Annotated in this window: 21 protein-coding genes and 1 pseudogene; 5 read left to right on the forward strand and 17 right to left on the reverse strand. The window is 36.5% G+C overall.

All coding sequences use genetic code 11. The features are described 5' to 3' along the window. Positions 1-639 (forward strand): IS6 family transposase (locus RWN13_RS21740; protein ID WP_314067946.1); only part of this gene is annotated, 639 nt, incomplete at its 5' end. A 339-nt stretch (positions 640-978) separates the two neighbouring features. On the opposite strand, the gene RWN13_RS21745 is transcribed toward RWN13_RS21740, so the two are convergent. Then, complete coding sequence (locus RWN13_RS21745) at positions 979-1,554, reverse strand: hypothetical protein (protein WP_314067947.1); 576 nt, start codon at positions 1,552-1,554, stop codon at positions 979-981. A 395-nt stretch (positions 1,555-1,949) separates the two neighbouring features. Here RWN13_RS21745 and RWN13_RS23730 point away from each other — a divergent pair. Beyond that, positions 1,950-2,176, forward strand: a pseudogene (locus RWN13_RS23730) (cation-transporting P-type ATPase); the annotation flags it as partial. A gap of 134 nt (positions 2,177-2,310) precedes the next feature. Here the strand turns inward: RWN13_RS23730 and RWN13_RS21755 are convergent. Together RWN13_RS21755 and RWN13_RS21760 are read right to left on the reverse strand one after the other, a co-directional pair. Further along, positions 2,311-3,183, reverse strand: coding sequence for an FtsW/RodA/SpoVE family cell cycle protein (locus RWN13_RS21755; protein WP_314067951.1), 873 nt, complete (start codon positions 3,181-3,183; stop codon positions 2,311-2,313). Between the two features lie 231 nt (positions 3,184-3,414). Continuing rightward, on the reverse strand, positions 3,415-3,564 hold the full coding sequence (locus tag RWN13_RS21760; protein ID WP_314067953.1) for a hypothetical protein: 150 nt from the start codon (positions 3,562-3,564) through the stop codon (positions 3,415-3,417). 696 nt (positions 3,565-4,260) lie between these two features. On the opposite strand from RWN13_RS21760, the gene RWN13_RS21765 reads away from it, so the two are divergent. The 3 genes from RWN13_RS21765 to RWN13_RS21775 all read left to right on the forward strand — a co-directional run bounded on the left by RWN13_RS21765 (position 4,261) and on the right by RWN13_RS21775 (position 5,521). After that, complete coding sequence (locus RWN13_RS21765) at positions 4,261-4,788, forward strand: DUF308 domain-containing protein (RefSeq protein WP_314067956.1); 528 nt, start codon at positions 4,261-4,263, stop codon at positions 4,786-4,788. 82 nt (positions 4,789-4,870) lie between these two features. Further along, positions 4,871-5,284: a hypothetical protein gene (locus RWN13_RS21770; RefSeq protein ID WP_314067957.1), complete on the forward strand. Its 414-nt coding sequence runs from the start codon at positions 4,871-4,873 to the stop codon at positions 5,282-5,284. 36 nt (positions 5,285-5,320) lie between these two features. Next, positions 5,321-5,521 carry a hypothetical protein gene (locus RWN13_RS21775; protein ID WP_314067959.1) on the forward strand — a complete coding sequence of 67 codons (201 nt, stop codon included), beginning with the start codon at positions 5,321-5,323 and terminating at the stop codon, positions 5,519-5,521. Positions 5,522-5,982: 461 nt separating this feature from the next. On the opposite strand, the gene RWN13_RS21780 is transcribed toward RWN13_RS21775, so the two are convergent. The 14 genes from RWN13_RS21780 to RWN13_RS21845 all read right to left on the reverse strand — a co-directional run bounded on the left by RWN13_RS21780 (position 5,983) and on the right by RWN13_RS21845 (position 18,104). After that, complete coding sequence (locus tag RWN13_RS21780) at positions 5,983-6,570, reverse strand: hypothetical protein (protein ID WP_314067960.1); 588 nt, start codon at positions 6,568-6,570, stop codon at positions 5,983-5,985. Positions 6,571-6,623: 53 nt separating this feature from the next. Next, positions 6,624-6,938, reverse strand: a complete 315-nt coding sequence (locus RWN13_RS21785; protein WP_314067962.1) for an LPXTG cell wall anchor domain-containing protein — start codon at positions 6,936-6,938, stop codon at positions 6,624-6,626. After that, entirely contained in the window at positions 6,928-8,028 is a 1,101-nt protein-coding gene (locus RWN13_RS21790) for a DUF916 and DUF3324 domain-containing protein (protein ID WP_314067963.1), read from the reverse strand. The genes RWN13_RS21785 and RWN13_RS21790 overlap by 11 nt, the downstream gene beginning before the upstream one ends. Before the next feature lie 49 nt (positions 8,029-8,077). Beyond that, complete coding sequence (locus tag RWN13_RS21795; protein WP_314067964.1) at positions 8,078-8,668, reverse strand: winged helix-turn-helix transcriptional regulator; 591 nt, start codon at positions 8,666-8,668, stop codon at positions 8,078-8,080. 53 nt (positions 8,669-8,721) lie between these two features. Further along, positions 8,722-11,652 carry a hypothetical protein gene (locus tag RWN13_RS21800; protein WP_314067966.1) on the reverse strand — a complete coding sequence of 977 codons (2,931 nt, stop codon included), beginning with the start codon at positions 11,650-11,652 and terminating at the stop codon, positions 8,722-8,724. A gap of 318 nt (positions 11,653-11,970) precedes the next feature. Further along, on the reverse strand, positions 11,971-12,510 hold the full coding sequence (locus tag RWN13_RS21805) for a recombinase family protein (protein WP_314067968.1): 540 nt from the start codon (positions 12,508-12,510) through the stop codon (positions 11,971-11,973). Positions 12,511-12,536: 26 nt separating this feature from the next. Beyond that, positions 12,537-13,595, reverse strand: a complete 1,059-nt coding sequence (locus tag RWN13_RS21810; RefSeq protein WP_314067970.1) for a DUF916 and DUF3324 domain-containing protein — start codon at positions 13,593-13,595, stop codon at positions 12,537-12,539. Further along, positions 13,579-14,226, reverse strand: coding sequence for a WxL domain-containing protein (locus RWN13_RS21815; protein WP_314067971.1), 648 nt, complete (start codon positions 14,224-14,226; stop codon positions 13,579-13,581). Before RWN13_RS21815 ends, RWN13_RS21810 begins: the two co-directional genes overlap by 17 nt. A gap of 39 nt (positions 14,227-14,265) precedes the next feature. Beyond that, on the reverse strand, positions 14,266-14,937 hold the full coding sequence (locus RWN13_RS21820; protein ID WP_314067972.1) for a WxL domain-containing protein: 672 nt from the start codon (positions 14,935-14,937) through the stop codon (positions 14,266-14,268). 196 nt (positions 14,938-15,133) lie between these two features. Beyond that, a complete protein-coding gene (locus RWN13_RS21825; protein ID WP_314067973.1) occupies positions 15,134-15,874 on the reverse strand; it encodes a WxL domain-containing protein in 741 nt (246 codons plus the stop codon). Between the two features lie 91 nt (positions 15,875-15,965). Further along, positions 15,966-16,187: a hypothetical protein gene (locus RWN13_RS21830; protein WP_314067975.1), complete on the reverse strand. Its 222-nt coding sequence runs from the start codon at positions 16,185-16,187 to the stop codon at positions 15,966-15,968. Beyond that, positions 16,188-16,532, reverse strand: coding sequence for a hypothetical protein (locus RWN13_RS21835; RefSeq protein ID WP_314067976.1), 345 nt, complete (start codon positions 16,530-16,532; stop codon positions 16,188-16,190). Beyond that, complete coding sequence (locus RWN13_RS21840; protein WP_314067978.1) at positions 16,529-17,614, reverse strand: DUF916 and DUF3324 domain-containing protein; 1,086 nt, start codon at positions 17,612-17,614, stop codon at positions 16,529-16,531. Before RWN13_RS21840 ends, RWN13_RS21835 begins: the two co-directional genes overlap by 4 nt. Further along, complete coding sequence (locus RWN13_RS21845; RefSeq protein ID WP_314067980.1) at positions 17,592-18,104, reverse strand: hypothetical protein; 513 nt, start codon at positions 18,102-18,104, stop codon at positions 17,592-17,594. The genes RWN13_RS21840 and RWN13_RS21845 overlap by 23 nt, the downstream gene beginning before the upstream one ends. Positions 18,105-18,107: the final 3 nt, after the last annotated feature.

Here is an 18,107-nt window from a genome sequence, read left to right on the forward strand (position 1 = left end):
ATTATCATGGTAGCCGTAGGCTACTATCTACGGTATAACTTAAGTTACCGTGATGTTTCAGAAATCCTTCGTGAACGTGGAATTGAAATCTGCCACACAACTGTCTACCGGTGGGTTCAAGAATATAGTCAAATCGCGTACTGCCTTTGGAAAAAGCGGAATCGCACGGCAGGTGACTCTTGGAGAATGGACGAAACCTATATTAAAGTGAAGGGCAAGTGGCACTATTTATATCGTGCAATTGATTCTTCTGGGCTGACACTCGACATTTGGTTACGTAAGAAACGCGACAGTCAAGCAGCCTACGCTTTTTTCAAACGACTAGTTAAGCAATTTGGTGAACCCAGGGTTCTTGTCACAGATAAGGCACCATCGCTCTTTTGTGCGTTTAAACAACTCAAATTAGAGGGTTATTTCACTTCTACCACTCATCGAACCAGTAAATACATGAATAATATCATTGAACAAGACCATCGACCTATCAAGAAAAGACACAAATTATACCGGTCCATTAGGACCGCGGCAGCTACAATTAAAGGGATGGAGACCGTCCATGCCTTATACAAAAAAAGTCGAAGAAATCTCTTCGACTTTTCAGTATGCGATGAACTCAAGCAACTAATGGGAATAGCAGCTTAAAATGACCTGGTGAAAAGTGTTGGCTTTTCTTATTTATAACTTTGCAACAGAACCAAAAAAATGGTGAAGAGCCATAACACAAGCTAGCACTATTAATCATCCAAAGCCGCTTTAAACTGGCAGTTTAATGGCTTATTCTCCCTTCGGCTGGGAACCAATAGGGTGAAGGTTATAAGGTCGCCAGATTTTGCTATCAGTACCACTAATGAAATCCGTCAGTTAGAAGATGATTTAATCTTTTTTTTAGTCCAACAACAGACAGTGGTTTGATAAAAAGGGAGACATAGGAACTTCCCTTCGTCTCCCTTTCTGTTGCTTCATTCATAATCCTTACTATACTTATTTGCTAAGTAACTGTTTCAACGTTAACAACGTAGCCAAAATTGATGATACAATTGCAATAAAGGAGATAATCCCTTTATTAAAAAGTTGCATACTAGCTTGAAATTTTTCCTTGTCCTTCTTTGATTTTTTAATTGCATTAATAACAACAAAGACATTTTTGGAAATAAAAAAAGAAACGATAACCAAAACTAGAGCTGGTGTATTCGGGTTTATTAGTATCTTTTCCATATATCCTTCAACAATTAAAATTATCATTACCAAAGGTATCAATACCCATAAAATATGTTTTAACTTTATAGCATTACTAGTTTTTAAAGCCACCTCTCCCATCTCAACTATAAAGATAAAGGCATTGATAAGCCATGGAAATAACGTAGCCAAAACAATTAATTCCAAGAAAAAGTTAATATCAGTATATTCTTGGAATATATCTTTAATGACATAATACAACAAAATTAGTGGTGCTAAAATCCATGCAGCTAATCTCAATTCCTTTTTATTTGACATCACCCATAAAACGGGCGCATCAGTTTTACCTTCTAACTTCTCACTAAAATTCCATTTTTTCACAGCAAAAACCCCTTTTCAGATTATTATTAGCCATAAAAATAGTAGACTATCTAGTATTTTTTCACAAAATTACAGATGGTTCTGACCGATAATTTGGATAATAAAGTCAATTATACTACACTTAAATTGACTACTTTCGCTTATTAAACGAATTAGGTATTGGATATCACTACTGGTCACCAGACGGCCAGACAGTCAAATAGACCTTTGAAGGTAATTAGAAGATCATATTATCAGAAATAATTCTTGCGATATTACTTATTTCGATGAAAAAGAAGTAGCACGAGGCAATGAGACGTTATCAGTTAGATACCACTATGTTATGTTCTTTTATTACGTGTCAGCAGATGAAAATCGCTTGAAAATTGGCCATCAAGTTAGGGCTACTGATTTCAAAAACGACTTATGGCAAGGTGGCCATGATTAGAGATGGGGTTAATGACGCCCCGACAATAGAGACAGCCATCATTAAATTAATAAGGGGTAACTGACAAAAACTGCCCTTTGACATTAAATAGTCCTTAATAGGGATAGTTCCCAGTTGGTTAACTTTATGGATTGCCATACTTGCTGACTGCTAGTCACGCTTAAGGGCTTACGGGTGAAAATCAAGTGGGACTAGCAGTAAGGGGTTAGTCATTTCCGCGCTAGACAAAAAGCCGAAAAGAACCTATCTCTTCGGCTTTTTGTCTGCGATGGCGATGTGTTTGAGATTATTGTCTCTTGTGTCACGGTGCAGCTTCCAGTGAAAACACACTATTCGTTTCCTGCTGAACTTAGAATATCCTTTGTGCCACGATCACTCTGATTAATGGCATAGGTAATAGCAATCAAGTAGCCGATGATAGGCGAGATACCATACCCCATGATTGGCATAGGGAAATTCCCGAAAAAAGGAACGACTATTTCTGCCAAAAAGTATAACCCTAATGAAAAGTAAGTCCAATTATATGTAGCTAATGTAAAAAATGGAAGTACTAATAGAATTAATGATATTGTCCCTAAAACAAACCAATGTGGCCCCATGTCTTTAACCAAACTAAAGATATTTTCCACATAAGAAACTGGTGCAAGGTTATCGATAAACAGCCATGTCAGTCCGACGAAAATCAGCAGAATCACCAAAGAAGTATACCTTAAGACTGGCTTATCCACCTTTTTAAAAATAAGAAGTGAGATAGCACACGAAAAGGCTGTTAATTGTCCAGCATCTGGTTGAAATAACAAAATGAGTAAGAGAATGACGAGCAATCCTAGCGTGTAACTTTCGGGATAGTTTGCTAGTGTTTTATCAAGATAAATAATCACTAATGGTAAAAAAATACTTGCTGGATAGATCATTATGGGACCAATAGACAGCCATCGATGCACACCACTAGAATAACTTGTAAAAAAAGGACACGTTAATAAGATTATACTTATGATTATCGGTATAAAATCAAAGGGATTTTTATTTGAATGCCTTTTTTTCGATATACTTAAAAAAAGATACCCTAGAACACATCCTAACACCCAAATCATTATATTTTGAATCCAGATACTTAAAGGAAGGTCATTTCTAATCATTGCGATACTTCCAATAATAATCGCTGGAAGCATCATAAAATAAGGGACGATATTTTTAGTCATCGATACATTCCTTTCTTGATATCAATAATTCCTCTCGTGTTTCTTTATTTTAACTTAAATTCAATTTAACGAGGTCATTTTCTTTTCCATGATACATATGATAGACACTTACTTTTTTTCATGTCCAAAAATTTTATGAAAAATGAGATATTCTCCACTGATCATATAGCGATAAGTAGTGATGAATTCTTTCCAACTCATGATTAAGTTGACGACTTTTTTACCTGATGCTCACTCACTAAACTCACCTAATTTATATTTTTCAGCAAATTCATCACTAAAATCTTGTTCCTCCCGGTTCAATTCAGTTAACAACCATACCTCAGCTTGAACTTCGTCAATCACTTGATTGTATTTTCTTAAAACACTAGGTTTTATCACTTCTATTTTAGCCCTTTCCTTTTATTAAATTAAAACATAATCCGTTGTGAATTTACAGTAAAAAAGTTGAAATAGGTCATGTTGTCACTTTTATCATAATAAAGAGTGGAACATTTACCTCTCTTTAACATTCATCCAATTTAATTATGTCTGTCAAGATAAATGCTACTAAACCTACTCTATCTTTCATAAGGTTTCGCTAAAGCTGAACAGCCCTCAAGAGCCGTTTATTACTGTTGATCACACCATTTTTGATGTTATATCGGTGTAAGCCCCATCGTAATCTTCTGTCATGTCAAGAATATTAATACCTGTAGCTCCTAACCCTTTCCTTTACCATACTAATCCTTTCTCCTAGACTTGTTATCCTATTTAGACATGCTTTTATACGCCACAATACTATCAATCGTGTATGTTTCCTTCTCTCCTAGGTAAAGTACACGGGCTTTAAGGGAACTTGCTACCCTCTTCTAATGGGCTGTTTAGCTTATCAGATTCTTTTTAAACACTGTTCAAACTAATGCCCTCAATGAATCAGACAGAATGGACAATTTGTCCAATTTAACACATAACATTCGTTTTGTTTATTCAAAAGTCCTTGAACCACGAGTATAGTAAAGATAGTTCCAATCAGAAAGGAGCTTGTCAAACTAGAGATAAAAAATAAATCGTACGATTAAGAAAGAAGGAATTATCATGTCAGAAAAACAGACGCATTTTGACTGGGGAAATTTATTATTGGGAGTTCTATTCATCCTAACCTCCTTAGTAGCTTTTAAAGATCCTGCTGGTAGTCTCGTCAGTGTAACGGTCTTCATCGGGATGATGGCCATTATCAAAGGCTGTTTCGACATCTTCCTCCGCAATAAAGTCAAAAAATTGACCGGCGCTAAAGCCACCGTTTTAATTATTGTTGGAATTTTGGATGTTATCTTAGGGGTTGTCTTATTGTTCAACCTTAATATCGGGTTACTTGCCTTACCATACCTCTTTGCTGTTTGGTTTATCGCCGATTCTATTAATGGTTTATTCTCATTAGACTTAGCGAAAGCAGTTAGTCCCGCCTATTATTGGTTTAGTTTAATCCTTAACGTCATCGGTATTTTTATTGGGTTTGCCTTGTTATTTGACCCCATTACCTCTGCCTTGACTCTTGGCTTTTTAGTTGGTTTTTACCTATTGATGTTCGGGATAATGAACATTGTTGAAGCATTCTTAAAATAAACTAAAGGTCTCTCCGCCAACTAAATTGTTTCATCGATTTAGCTAAGGGGAACTATCTAACAAACGAAAGAAGGACATAACCATGACAACCTATGATGAAAAAGAAGCAAATATCTTAAACAAAATCAACAAAGTAATGCTGAAATTAGATGACACTTTAGACAAATTAGCCGATTCAACCAATAAAGTCAGTCATTTTTATGAGCAGGAAAAAGCCATTCATGAAATCCGTCAAATCATTCAAAAAGCTAAGAAGGTCGAACGACTAGCCAATGATGCTGTAATGGAAGACGTTGACGCAGTACTTTACGAATCAGAAGAGGAGTTGTCAATCGCTAAAGACATTGACCACGAGTTTGATAAACTGGATAAAGCCTTAGGAACACTAAGCGAAACAGATTCGACAGTTAAACGTTATTTGGAACAGAAAAAAGCCCTACATGAAGCGAAAAAAATATTAAACAAAGCCGTTGAACTAGCAGATCACGACGCGTAACGTATACCCAATAAAAAAAATTAGGAGGACATCGTCATGAGAGCAGACATCACTGTCATTAACAAAAAAATCAACGACGCTAAAAAAGAAATCGATCGGTTAGAAGACCTTCGGATTAAAGATTTGAGCAATTCCATCAATTATATTGAAAATGAAATTCAAATCCAGCGCTGCGAGGCCCAAGTCGAAGCTTATGAAACAGCTGTCGAATTAATCAACAGCCTTCCCACTCCTTAAAGTCAAAAAGTCACTTAGAACTGCCCCACGAGGCTTCTTTCTGAGTGACTTTTTTGTAGTTATTGCCGGATTCTAATAGACGATTGCTTGTCATTTATCACAGAGCTGTCTATCGGCATATATGATCACACTATCGGGTTTAAGCGCTAAAATCTGCCATAGTTTAACTGATACACACTCATAAAGCGTTCCCTTAATAGTTTTTTTATCTACTAGTTATCTCATCCCCATTTTTTTTGTTGAAATTCTTTCACTGCTTCATTTAATTGCTTATCTTGATTAGCATATTGAGAGCCTAGCGCTAGTTAGTCATTCACCCCAACTACCTCAATATTTACATCAGAGATCATCTTAGTTGTAAATTCTATTATCAACGTGTTGTCAGGCAGATAGCAACAAACAAAAAACACAGGACTTTAAGTTTCAAGTCCTGTGATACCCATTACTTATTCATACTGCTTTTATTGTAATACTGGAATCAACGTCCACACCAGTGTAGCACCATATTTACCTGATGCTAATTTAGAGGCATCGCCAATGTTCAACGATGGATTCAATTTAACCTCTCTATCAGTGACACCTTCTTCATAATCAAAAGAGAATAATTTCTCAGGATCGGGAATACTACCGCCTAAGTTCCCCCCTTGTAGGTCCACATTACTCAGATCATTGGCACCATGTCCTGTCACATTTGTTGGTCTAAGATTTATTTTAAAATTGATGGTATTAAATGATTTTTCCGCAAAATCATCTGTACCAAATCCAACTTTAACACTATACCCGCCTTTTCCTTTTACATTTGTACGAGTATCTTTTAATTTAACGGCAGCTGAAGTTCCTGCTTTTTCTTCCACTACCTGTTTTTTCCCAGTCCCTAAATCAACTGTTAAAGGTGAAAAAACCACATTGGCATCCGTCTGTATATTCCCATTATCTGTTGCAAAACTTAGTTCTCCTCTAGGAGTGCTGTCTTCCTCAATTGACAGTTCTAGCGTTGATTTAACTTCTGCTGCGTAGACAGCCTGACCCATATAAACCGATGCTAACATTACTCCTCCTATAGTTAAAGCCGATACTAAAAACATTCCTTTTTTGTTCATACTTACAATCCTTCCTTGTTCTTTCTATTTTTTAATAAAACAAGCAGACTTCCCATAAGTATCGTTCCCACAAAAGAGTATTTGCCCGATGCCTCAGATTCATTGGTCTGAGGTAAGCTTTGCCTTTTTTTAGAATCAATTATCTTTTGAGAAGAGGGCTCACTATTAACCTCTTTTTTTGTAACAACTAGCGATACGTCACTTAAACTATTGTTACGGCTTTCCTGATTAGTTTCTTCAGCAAAAGCAACTCCTTTAAGACCTAACATCATACTTATCATAAGAAATGAATAAAAGATTTTCTCGCTATTTTTCATTTTTTCTCCTTTTATCCCCTTTTTTTGAAAGAGTATTCGACTGTTTCCACCGCCATATCCAAAAAAGTATACTCACACCAACAGCGATTAGTAAAACAATTATTACCAAATTCTGCCAGCTATAGGTGTTATTAGTTAGAGAAAAAACATCATTCGTTCTTTTTGCCTGTTTCTTATCAATTGTAAACACTTCTTGCCACGATTCTTTTAATCCATCTGCCGTTCCCTTCAATTCAACTTGATAATTTCCAGCTTCAAGAGGAACATCTCCTATTGAAATAGTGTGAGAAAAGATAGAGGTTGGTGCAATCTGTAGTGATTTGAGCACTTTTGAATACAATAGCGTGGAACTATTTTCTTTAGTTATGTTAATTTGAAGGCTCATGTTATTGATAATACTTGGATTTATATTTTCAAGATTGATTGTCACCAAAGATTCGGCCTTTGTTTGATTAACATCAATCCCTTGAAAGACCAATTGATTTGAAATATTTTTTTTCGTCTCTTGGATTTTAACAGGGACAACATATGAGAAGACATTCGCCACCCCTCCTATTTGTCGGTCAACTTGTCGTTCTGTCACGCGAACACCACCCAATACAATGCCATCAAATTCTTCTAATGGGGTCTTTACTACCATTGCTACTATTTTTTTTGTTCTAGCCTTCACAGTCACTGGCTCTAACTTCGACACCATATTAGTAAATCGGTTATGACTGGTCGAGTCTTTATCATGTTGATTATCATAACCAATCGTCCCGTCACTCATGGTTCTACTATCAACAGTTTCGACAGTAAAGGTCTTATCAGTCTCTGTGTCATTAACAATTTCTAACTGTAATGTTTGAGCTGTATTAGCCGTCATTAATAAGTTGTAATAACTTGTTTCATCCCCCTGGTTATTAGCAGGTAAAATGGGTTTAACATAATAGGTCTCCCCTTGTTCCACTGCCCCATAAACTAGATCCAATTTCCCTATTGTGAGCAAAAAAGCTACACTGAGGATTATTAATTTCCACATAACTTTGCTTATGCGCCAGCGGCCTTGTTCTGGATAGTGCTTTGTTACTCTATTGTTTCCAACTATCATTCTCCACCTTCTTTAGCTGTTTAGACTCTCATTAAGTCATCAATTCGTCCTAAGATTCGCAGATGTTACTACCCCTAAATTCATTTTTTTCAACGGAACTCCCGACATTCGAGGGATATCCCTTCAGCTCTAAACTATTAACATATTTGTGGACCGTTCCCACAGAAACGCTACATATCTCAGATATTTCTCGATAGGTCCGTAATTCATTGTAGTAGAGAGCCTGAATTTCTTGAACTTTTTCTTTCGGAAGTCCTGGTCTCCCAAACTTCATTCCTTTTCGAGCACTCGCTTCTAGTCCTTTGATCGTTCGCCTGACAATAACCTTTTGTTCATTTTGGGCAAGCATTAAGATAAAGTCAAAGTATGCTTTATCCGAAAAATTCTTTGCGGTCCCCTTATCTAAGAAGATGATAAATTTCTGTTGGCTGTGCATCAACTCTAGACCCGGTAATAACTGAATCAGTTGCAAGTTTATATCTGCTAAATGAGACACATAAATCACATTTTCTAAATTGTCCGTTATAAATGCAAAAAAACTTTCTGTCGAATAATTTTCGGCCCGACAATACACCACTTTCTGACAAATATATTCCAGCTCATTATTAGTTTTTTGACTCATCGTATACCCAATCCTCACAACCTATCACCTTATTCTTTCTGGAACAGTTTCTCTTTACCATTAGTATTTGGTTAGTTGGGAACATCATAGAGAAACCAATTTAGTTGACCAGAATAATCGCCTTTAAAATTACTATTACTATCTTGCTTAAAGAAAAGACCTCTCTCTTTATTTTTAACACTACTCCATTCTTTAAAAACATCTATTTCACCACTGTCTGGTAAACTTTTTCCCGTCTCTACTGACGTTTCGGTCGGTGTTATTTCTTTCCACATTCCCGCTTTCACTCGATAATTGAAAGTCCCTGCTAATACTTTCCCATCAGAAGCCGTTAATTTTTTTGGAGAAGAGACTCTCACATCCCAATTACTCTCCTCACGATTATCAAATAACATTAAAGATGGCACTTTCGAATCAGCGTTATAAACCGGTTGATAAGTTAAATTATCGGTGGTCAGATTCGTGGTTTTCAAGTTAGTGGGCACTGAAATAAATTTCAGCTCTTGTTTGCGTACTGATACTTCAAAACGATTGTTAGGATTTTGATCGGCGCCATCCATAATCACTTCAAATTTATCTTCCAAACTGTTGATTCGGATTGTTTTGTTTGAATCGGCTAAACCATTCTCGTACACTATTTTATTAGTCGTCATCTCTCTAATACTGAAGGTGTGACCGGCGAATAATTCTTGTTTGGTGCTTCCCTTCTTCAAACTTAAGTCAAAGAAGCCTATATTCTTCGGATCAAAAGGCTTTATCACCATCGGTTTGTCAATTGGCAGATACTGCTTGCCAAATAGAGAATATGATTCCCCACCAACAATTAATGTATTTGCCCATGTATAACCTTTCCCACCAATTTCTGGTGCTTTGGTACTGTTGTATGTCACTTGATTATTATCAAGATGAAAATTTACAAATAATTGATTTTTATTGAAATCAGGAATTTTCCCCACCAAGTTGTTCTTATCAAGATAGAGCGTCGATAGTTTGCTCAACTTACTTAAACTGGCTGGAATCTCACCGCCTAGTTGATTATCATCGAGCGTTAAGGTTTTTAACTCACTTAAATTCCCCAATGTAGCTGGAATTTCTGAACCACTAAAATTATTGCCAAATAAAATTAATTGCTCCAACTTACTCAATTGACCCACTTCCGCTGGTATCTCACCTTTAAATTGAGTATTAGCTAAATCGATTTTCACCAGGTTTTTAAGTTCTGAAATATTTTTCGGAATAAATTGATTAGTATAATTGGGCTTGGGGTTTCTAGAGACTAGCTCGGTTATTTTCATCAAGTCAGACATATAAACATCTTTCCCAATGGTTTTACCTAATTGTTTGTTAATTAGGTTAATAATCCAAGGTTGATTATCAAAAAAGGCAGGTTCTATTAAGACACCACGTGTAGCCTTAACGGAGACATCGATCACTTTTGCTAATTGTTTGTTTTCATTGCTTTTGATTCTAACTTTAAACGTATACGTTTGGTTCAGTACCGAAAACTCTTGGTTGGCTGCTGCGCTTGTGTCAACAAACTCAGCCGTCAGTGTATCATTGGGGATTGTCGTTGCCATATTTTTCAAATACTCTTCTGGTAATAAATCATTCCGCTTGGCTCCAACAAAAACTTCTCGATCGGCTGATTGAGCAAAAATAGACGGTTTAATGATAGAGATAGCTTTTACTCGATCAGATGACACGATCTCCCCTTTTGCCGTTTTTTTATAATTATAAAAAGTGACTGGGACGTGATAGTCACCATCTTCCCCTAACGTACTTTTTACTTGCTTTTCATTTAAATTACCCACGACAATATCTAAGTTAATTTGATTGTTTTTCATCCATAGCAGAGTTTCTTTCGTCACTTTAAACTCCAACTGATGAGGTGATATTTTTTCAGTTTTCACGGTGTCAATTATTTGGTTCTCATTATTTGTAAATTTTATCACCGCATCGTCGACTGAATTAAACATATTAAATTCATCTTCCATCACAATCGATAAATACTCCGGGAAATACTGATTGTACCCATCACTTAGGGCTTGAGTAATATCAAAATGTAACGCAAAATTTTCTGACTCTGAAATTGAATTGGCTTTAGGAACTGGATATATTATCTCCGCTGGCGTCTTGAGCTCACTCTTAAAAGTATACGTATACTGCGTAAATCTCCCAGCTTCTTCTCCAATGATCAAAGGTTGATTGTTTTCAAAGATGAAGGTGCCATTTAGTAACGTTCGTACCAACCCCTCAGGGACAGTATTCTTAACTTGTATCGCTGGTTTTTTCTGGAGTTTTCCTAAACTGCCTTTCTCTTCGCCATAAAAGTCATACTCCTCATCTGAGACAGTTTTCATTCCAATAGCCTCATCGGGATCATTTAAATAGACTCTTTTTAACCCCTCAGTGGCAACATGTAAATAGCTATCACCTCTGCTGGGGGAAAACTCAATTGGTAGTTCAATTAAGACGTCTTTCACGACTTCCTTTAAGCCGTCAGCATAGAACACCTGAAAGTATGTCCCTTTCTCCATTGGTCTCATCATCATTGAACCATCTCTTAGGAGGGCTGTGAAAGTAGGTTGCACACTGTCAAGGGAGACATCAGCAAAGGTTGTTTTCAACATTAGCGGTCTCCCTTGATAAAAGCCAATATTCTTATTTAAGACGATATCCCCTGGATACAGCCGGTACGATGATATCGAACTTAAATCTCCTGGTTTCCCATAAAAAGTGAAAGGGACTCCTTTCGGGCTGATTGTATCTGAAATAAAGCTATTACCTAGATACGCTGGTCGAATCACGAGCTTGTCCCCTGATTTGACCGGTTCTTGATTTCCCGCAATTATATCCCCATCGTTATTGATTTCAGTATAATACTCATAAGCACCGTCATTGACTGTTGTACTTGCTTTGACAACTGCCATTGAGCCAAACAAACTTAAGACACTTATGAGGCCAAACATCATCCGATAGAATTGACTTCTCTTCTGTTTCATCTTTTTCTTCCTTCCTTAAACAATCACTTCTCCACTCTTTACAAAATCCTAAGACACCATGGGCTTTCCAAGCCAGATACATCTTAACTTCTTAAGTTTCACTTTTTCATTAGCACTACGTTAGAGCTCATGACTAATCTGATTGATTTTCAGCTTACTTGCTGCAACTAAGCCTTAGTCTATTTGATTTTTTTTAATAGATGATCCTTACTATGTGTGTGAGCCGCCATAACAAATACTCTTTTTGTTGACCGTCATGCTAATCGGTGATACTAAAAAATGAATGATTTAAGCTAATGGACAGCTTGGCAGATATCCCTAACTATTTTCATGGACATATTTGTGAACGGTCCCTAGGGAAACACCACAACAAACAGCAATATCTCGCAAACTCATCTTTCGTTCGTCATGTAGATGACGAATTTCTTCAATCTTTTTCTTATTAATTGCCGGACGTCCCAACTGCCTTCCATCGTGCTTTGACTTAGCTAGTCGTTGCTTGATATGTTCGCTTCGATAACTCGCATTCACATGATAAACCAAATTAAAATTATCCACAAAGGAGTAAGTTTGACCTGTGTCTAATTTTTCATTGATACTAATCAGATGAGCTTTTTTACTGCTGACTATTTCTAGAATTTGTCCCATACCTTCTAGGTTCTTGCCAAATACGACAATGCTTTCGACTACAATAATGTCATCTTTTTCTAATTCTGTTAGTAATAACTGTAACTCTTTATCTTCTTCAAAGGCATACTGTTCAACAAACAACTTCTCACACTTATAGTCTAATAATAGTTTTATTTGTGTTGCCATTTGGCTTGGATAATCTTTTCGAGCATAGCCGTAAACCGTCATACATTTCCCTCCATCACTAACAATTTTTATTTTCTACTAATAGTTTTCTTGCCATTCTTCCTTACAAACCATTTACCGATGATTATCGTTAAAGGGATAAGTAAGATGCACACACTTAAGACAAGCTTCATAACTATAGACTGTGATGCCTTGCCTCCAACTAAATCAACCGCTTTTCCGTTGATTTCTTCAGCAAGTTCTTTGCTAATGGTAAATGGTTTTGTACGGGATTTATTAAAATCCTTACCGGTTAAAGTTATCTCCATTAAAAAATCACCCGACTTTAATTCCTGATTATCCATAAATATCGGAAAATCGAAATGGGAATTTGGCGCCATGCTAATCCCCCGTTGTTTTCTTTCATATAATACGTCTGAAGAACCCTTTCTCTTCACCTTGACCTCTGCTGCTAGCTCACGAATAAAATCGGATTCTGTATTTTGTAAATTGACTGTAATCGCTCGCTTATAATTTAATGCAGTAGCCGTTATTTTTTTTATTTCGATATTTTGCTTTATTTTTTTAAAAGATTCTTGTAATTGAATCCCCTTCACCAATGCAAAATAGTTATCAATATTAATTCCTTTACTAGAAAAGTTTTCACTAGTTTCCATCACTTCCTGAAATAAAAAACCACCAACTACCTTGCCATCAAAGGCTTTTTTCGGTATTTTCAACTGAAAAATGATTTCTTTCATTTCTTTTGGCGCTAACCGAACCCTTTGTTTTTTTGAGAGCATTGAGGTAACTGGGTAAGTTAAGGTGCTATCCAATACGCCAGGAATCTCACTGTAGGAAACTTCTCCATTTTGATTCGTTGTAGCAATATTAGGGTTGGCATCTATCACTATTTCTTTATCACTCAGGCTGGTAATCTTAATTAGTAATTCTTGACTTTGATTCGGCTTCACCAAAAGATCAAAATACGTCTGTTGTTTATCTATTTGGTTTTCTGGTGTAACCACTTCAACATCAAAATTTAAACCGGAAGCCTGTGTTACTTTTGGGGAAAAGCACACAAATAATAGCCCAGTTATTAGCCATAAAACAATTACCGCCTTATTTGGTTTACTCTTTTGGGCCATCAGTTAAGGTCCATTTTATTTTTGCCGTATAAGAAGTATCCGGTTTTGCTGTATGTGGATATATTCTAAGTTTAATTTGATCCCATTTAATTCCCCATATTCCTTGTCCAGAGTCGAAACCAGCTTCTGCTACGGTCTTTTCCGCATAATTTAGGGCTATATTCTCTCCTACAATAGGCTCAGAGGCCTCACTTGATTCAAAATCGGTTAAACTATTCTCTGATAATGTGATATAGGCCCCGTCGATGGTCAATTGATTGGTACCTTCACCTGAGGTAAAATTTGACATGGTTGCACTTAATGTCCAGCCTGTTAAGGTTCCCCGTACGTCAGAAATTTGAACATAGGGATTGGCATTAATGGCATTTACTTCTTGAAATCTTTTGCTTACTGAAACAACCCCAAACTTAATATTAGGAGCTCGATCAATTTTTAACGTGCCCATATTATTTGTCCCTTTATTTTGACTATCTAATCGGTCACTGCCGAATTTAGGCGCAATTGCAGTTGTTTCACCTGGAACAATATCGCTTGTAATGTCTGACTCAAAATCAGCAGCGAATACGGTTTGATTAACTAAACATAGTGTACTGCCTAAAAGAATCCGTTGATAAAACTGTTTTCTTTTCATCAGGCTTCCTCTCTTTCCTTTTATTTAACTGGATACTATTTACAGGGGACCATCAATTAATGTCCAAGTCATCTTCCCTCCGTAAGCGCCCTTCTTAGCTGTTATTGGAACTTCAAGTAAGACACCCTTATCTTGAGAACTGATTTTCCGGGTAAAAATATTGGTATACTTTCCCATTCCCTTATTCTTGGCTGCCGAAAAAATCACTTTTTCACCAGCACCTTCAAACTCTACCTTGTGCCCTTCTGGCATGTTACCCATTGATGATGACTTAGTGGTGACTTCCAACGTAGGCACTGTTAACTTGAACCCTTTTAATTCACGTCCCTCTCCTTTTAAAATCAATGGACTCAGTTTTGCCTTGACGCTCCAGCCTCCACCAGTTCCTCTCAAATCAACAACTTCAACCCCTAATGCATCTATTTGCTTTCCATCTGCTGTTTTCCCTGAAATAAGGGAGTTCTTTTCTGCGCCTAGTTTCACTTGAGAAAAACTGAAACTAGATGCGCCTTTAATTACAAACGAGCCTTTATTTGGTAAGACTGATGTAATATTTTCCTCTGTTACTGCCTCATCTTCCCCAGCTGTTAAAGTAATTTCTAGGTCACTCTTACCTTTAGTTTCTGCCAAAGATACAGTTGAGTTCACGCTCATAAGCAAACACAAACCTATTAACAGACCACAATAGGTATTACGATCTCTCTTTTTCATCTTTCCACTCCTTTTCACTAGGTCTCTTTTGCCTCTCACAAAGTGAGTTTGGTGATTTTTTAATACTTATCTAGTCATTTGCTTTTATGTGTAAGCTTCACATTTCGTTATTTAAACAATTTACGACAATAACTCCCTCTAACTATCCTCTAATCTTGATGTATCATTTTAATACTAGGGATTTGTAAGACTTAGTTTACAGTATATTTTTTTCAAGTGTCCAATTAATACTTCCAGTAAATTGTTTTCCACCTAGTTTGGCAGTATCGACAACATCTAACTTAACGTTTTCAATTTGGTAAGCTACTCCGCCAACTTTATCTGCAGCGTCAACTTTTTTCTCCAACATTGTAACTTGTGAGCCATCTCCAGCTTTCAGTGTTCTTATGTCACCAGGGGTATAAACATTATCGCCTGAAGCAAAGTCAGATAAACTGTTTGGCTTATTTCCAGCCTCGTCATCAACCTTGTTTGGTAGGTAATCGTCTGTTTTGCTTGGATCTGGCGTATTCCCTAAATCATAGGCAAATAACTTCGCTGCGCCATTACCAAAAGATAAGGTAGCATTAGCTAATGTTTCTGTCCCAGATGTTAATTCAGTCATTTGGGCTTTGACTTTCCACCCCTGACCTTTGTCAGTTCCGCTACGATCATCATTCACAACAATATATTGGTTACCTTTTATCGTATTACTGAATGTAGATGCTGCTCCAGCCGTATTCTTCATTCCAAAAGAAAATTCAGTTGGACGGAATACCATTGCCAAGTTATTCTTAAAAGGACCCTCTGTGGCTGAGTTATCATCATCCGACTTAAAGCCAATTCCTACATCTGTAGATGTTTTTGAAGCCGTATTATCCGCTGCTAATGCCGTTGTGCCTGAAACTGCACCGACTGCCATAATTGTTGCTAAACCTAAAAATAATTTTGTTTTCATTTTTTTCTTCCTCTCGTTTTTACACTATTTAATTAATAGATTAGAGGAAGTTACTGTCGTAAATTGTCTAAAATATGTTAATTGCCGTCGCTTACGCCATAATGCCTAGTTGTACTTTTAATAAATAGAATAGATAAACTAGTAAGCCCAGGCTAACTAAACTAAATATGATAAGTAACCAATTTACACTTAATGATTTATTTGGTAAGTTTAATTTTCTGACTAAGACCACATTTGAAGATAAGGTCATTAAGAACACACTTAACGAAAACACACACACAATTGCTAAGAAGTAAATCCAAAAATATCCCATTTATATCTCTCCCTTCGGATGTAAATATTTTTTTAATGCCATAATGCTTAAAATCACTAACCATATTAATAACCCTAACAACACCATCGTCATTGGTTCAATAAATTTACCAAGCTGAGGCAATGAATTGGACGTCAGTTTTGGCACAACCACTTCCGCTGGTTGCTTTGGTTTAATTGGCTCCCCACTGGGGGTAGGTTCTTGTTTATCAGCTTCGCCAAATCCCACCCCAACATTGGTACCTACATCAGCTGCTGTGTTTGATGCGTGAGCTGGCATTGACAGGGCCCCACCTAGTAATAGACAGAAAATAATAATGAGACCTAGTTTTCCTCGATTGTTCATTTCCTTCCTCTTTTCTTCTTTTTCTTTTTTCTTTGCTCTTTTAACTTAGTTTTCCATTTAGATTGTCGATAGAAAATAACGATACTCGAGATCACAGATAATACTGCCATTCCGATTGCGATACCTTTTATCCAAACTGGGGTCAGTAACTTAAATGCAGACTCATCATTCATCTTTTTAGCCTGACTACCAGTTATCTGAACTGCCTCATTAAAGTCCCAGGAACCATAAGTGTTTTCAATCGTTACTTTTAAGGTGTACTCCCCTGCACTCGCATTATCCATTCCTAAATCTATAGGAAAATTGAAATTACTATTGGGAGCCATATTATGATTCTGAGTGCTTTCTTCTTTTATTGGTTTTTGACTGCCTTTTTTTGTTAAGCTGTAGGCTAAAGTAAAATTAGACAGTATTTTGGGTTCCGGATTTTGAAATCTCACAAGCAGTGTTTTTTTCCCTCTATGAATATTAGGGGTAACTTTTACAAGCTTGACCGTTTTAGAATCAGCATAATCAATGTCTTCCTCCATCGTCAGTAAACCAATACGATAGGCAAACATTGATCCTACCCCTGATTTCCCCTGCTCATTTTCATCTTGTAGTTGAAAGGCTAAATCAGCTAGTTTAATGCCTTCGTATGATTCTTCTGGTGGGCTTACTTGGATCTCCACAATTTTTTCTTCTTGATTGGCAACTGTTACCTCTGGCGTTAAAATCTTAACCATATCTGAAATAGGTGTCACTAAACTTTTGTCTAAGATAGATTTATCATCACTATAATTAATTTGGCCCGCTTCATTGGTCATAGCGTTTTCTGCAAAAACCTTAATGGTAACAGGCTCTTTTCTCAAACTCTTAACAATCGCTTGGATTGTCTGTACTTCCCCTGGCCGTGTTTGAATATTAAAAAAGTCTTTCGTTTTATCAATCTGTGTTTCGGGCTCAATTATATCGACTGTGTATCCTAATGGCTCCTCCTCAGCACTCACAGTTGAGCTTGTTGAAAGTCCAACAAGAAATACCGTTATAACGGTCATCGTCCATTGATATAGTTTGTTTTTATTTGGTCGCTTTTGTCTCATCGATTCCCTCATAACTTTCCTCGTAGTCTTCTTGATAGTCTTCTTCATAATCTTTTTCAATCGTTGGTAGTTTATTGAACGTCGCCCTTATATAAAGACAGGTTCCTGAAAATAAGCTGAATACAATAAATATCGGATATACCATAGGATGACACAGGGCTAAAATTAAGCTCGTATTGATTGCCGCTAGCAACCAGATAAGATACGATTTTTGCTTTTTCAAATCAGTCTCATCGGCAATCGAATAACTTTTAGCAACCATCCCTATTAATAAAAATACTAGACATAATCCCCCACCAAAAAAAATAAACGACTTTTCTTTTGAATAGGTAACAAAAATTAATAGTTTATCGATTAATGGCTTTTGGTCTGAAATTAAAATCTCAGTATTCCGATAGTATTCATTAAACTTTATAAAATATCCTAGCCAACCTAGAATCAGTACTCCCTCACAACAGAGTATTTTTAATATTTCTTTTCTATCTCTCATCCA

The organism is uncultured Vagococcus sp., assembly GCF_963518325.1.
In the GTDB taxonomy this organism is placed as follows: Bacteria; Bacillota; Bacilli; order Lactobacillales; family Vagococcaceae; genus Vagococcus_D.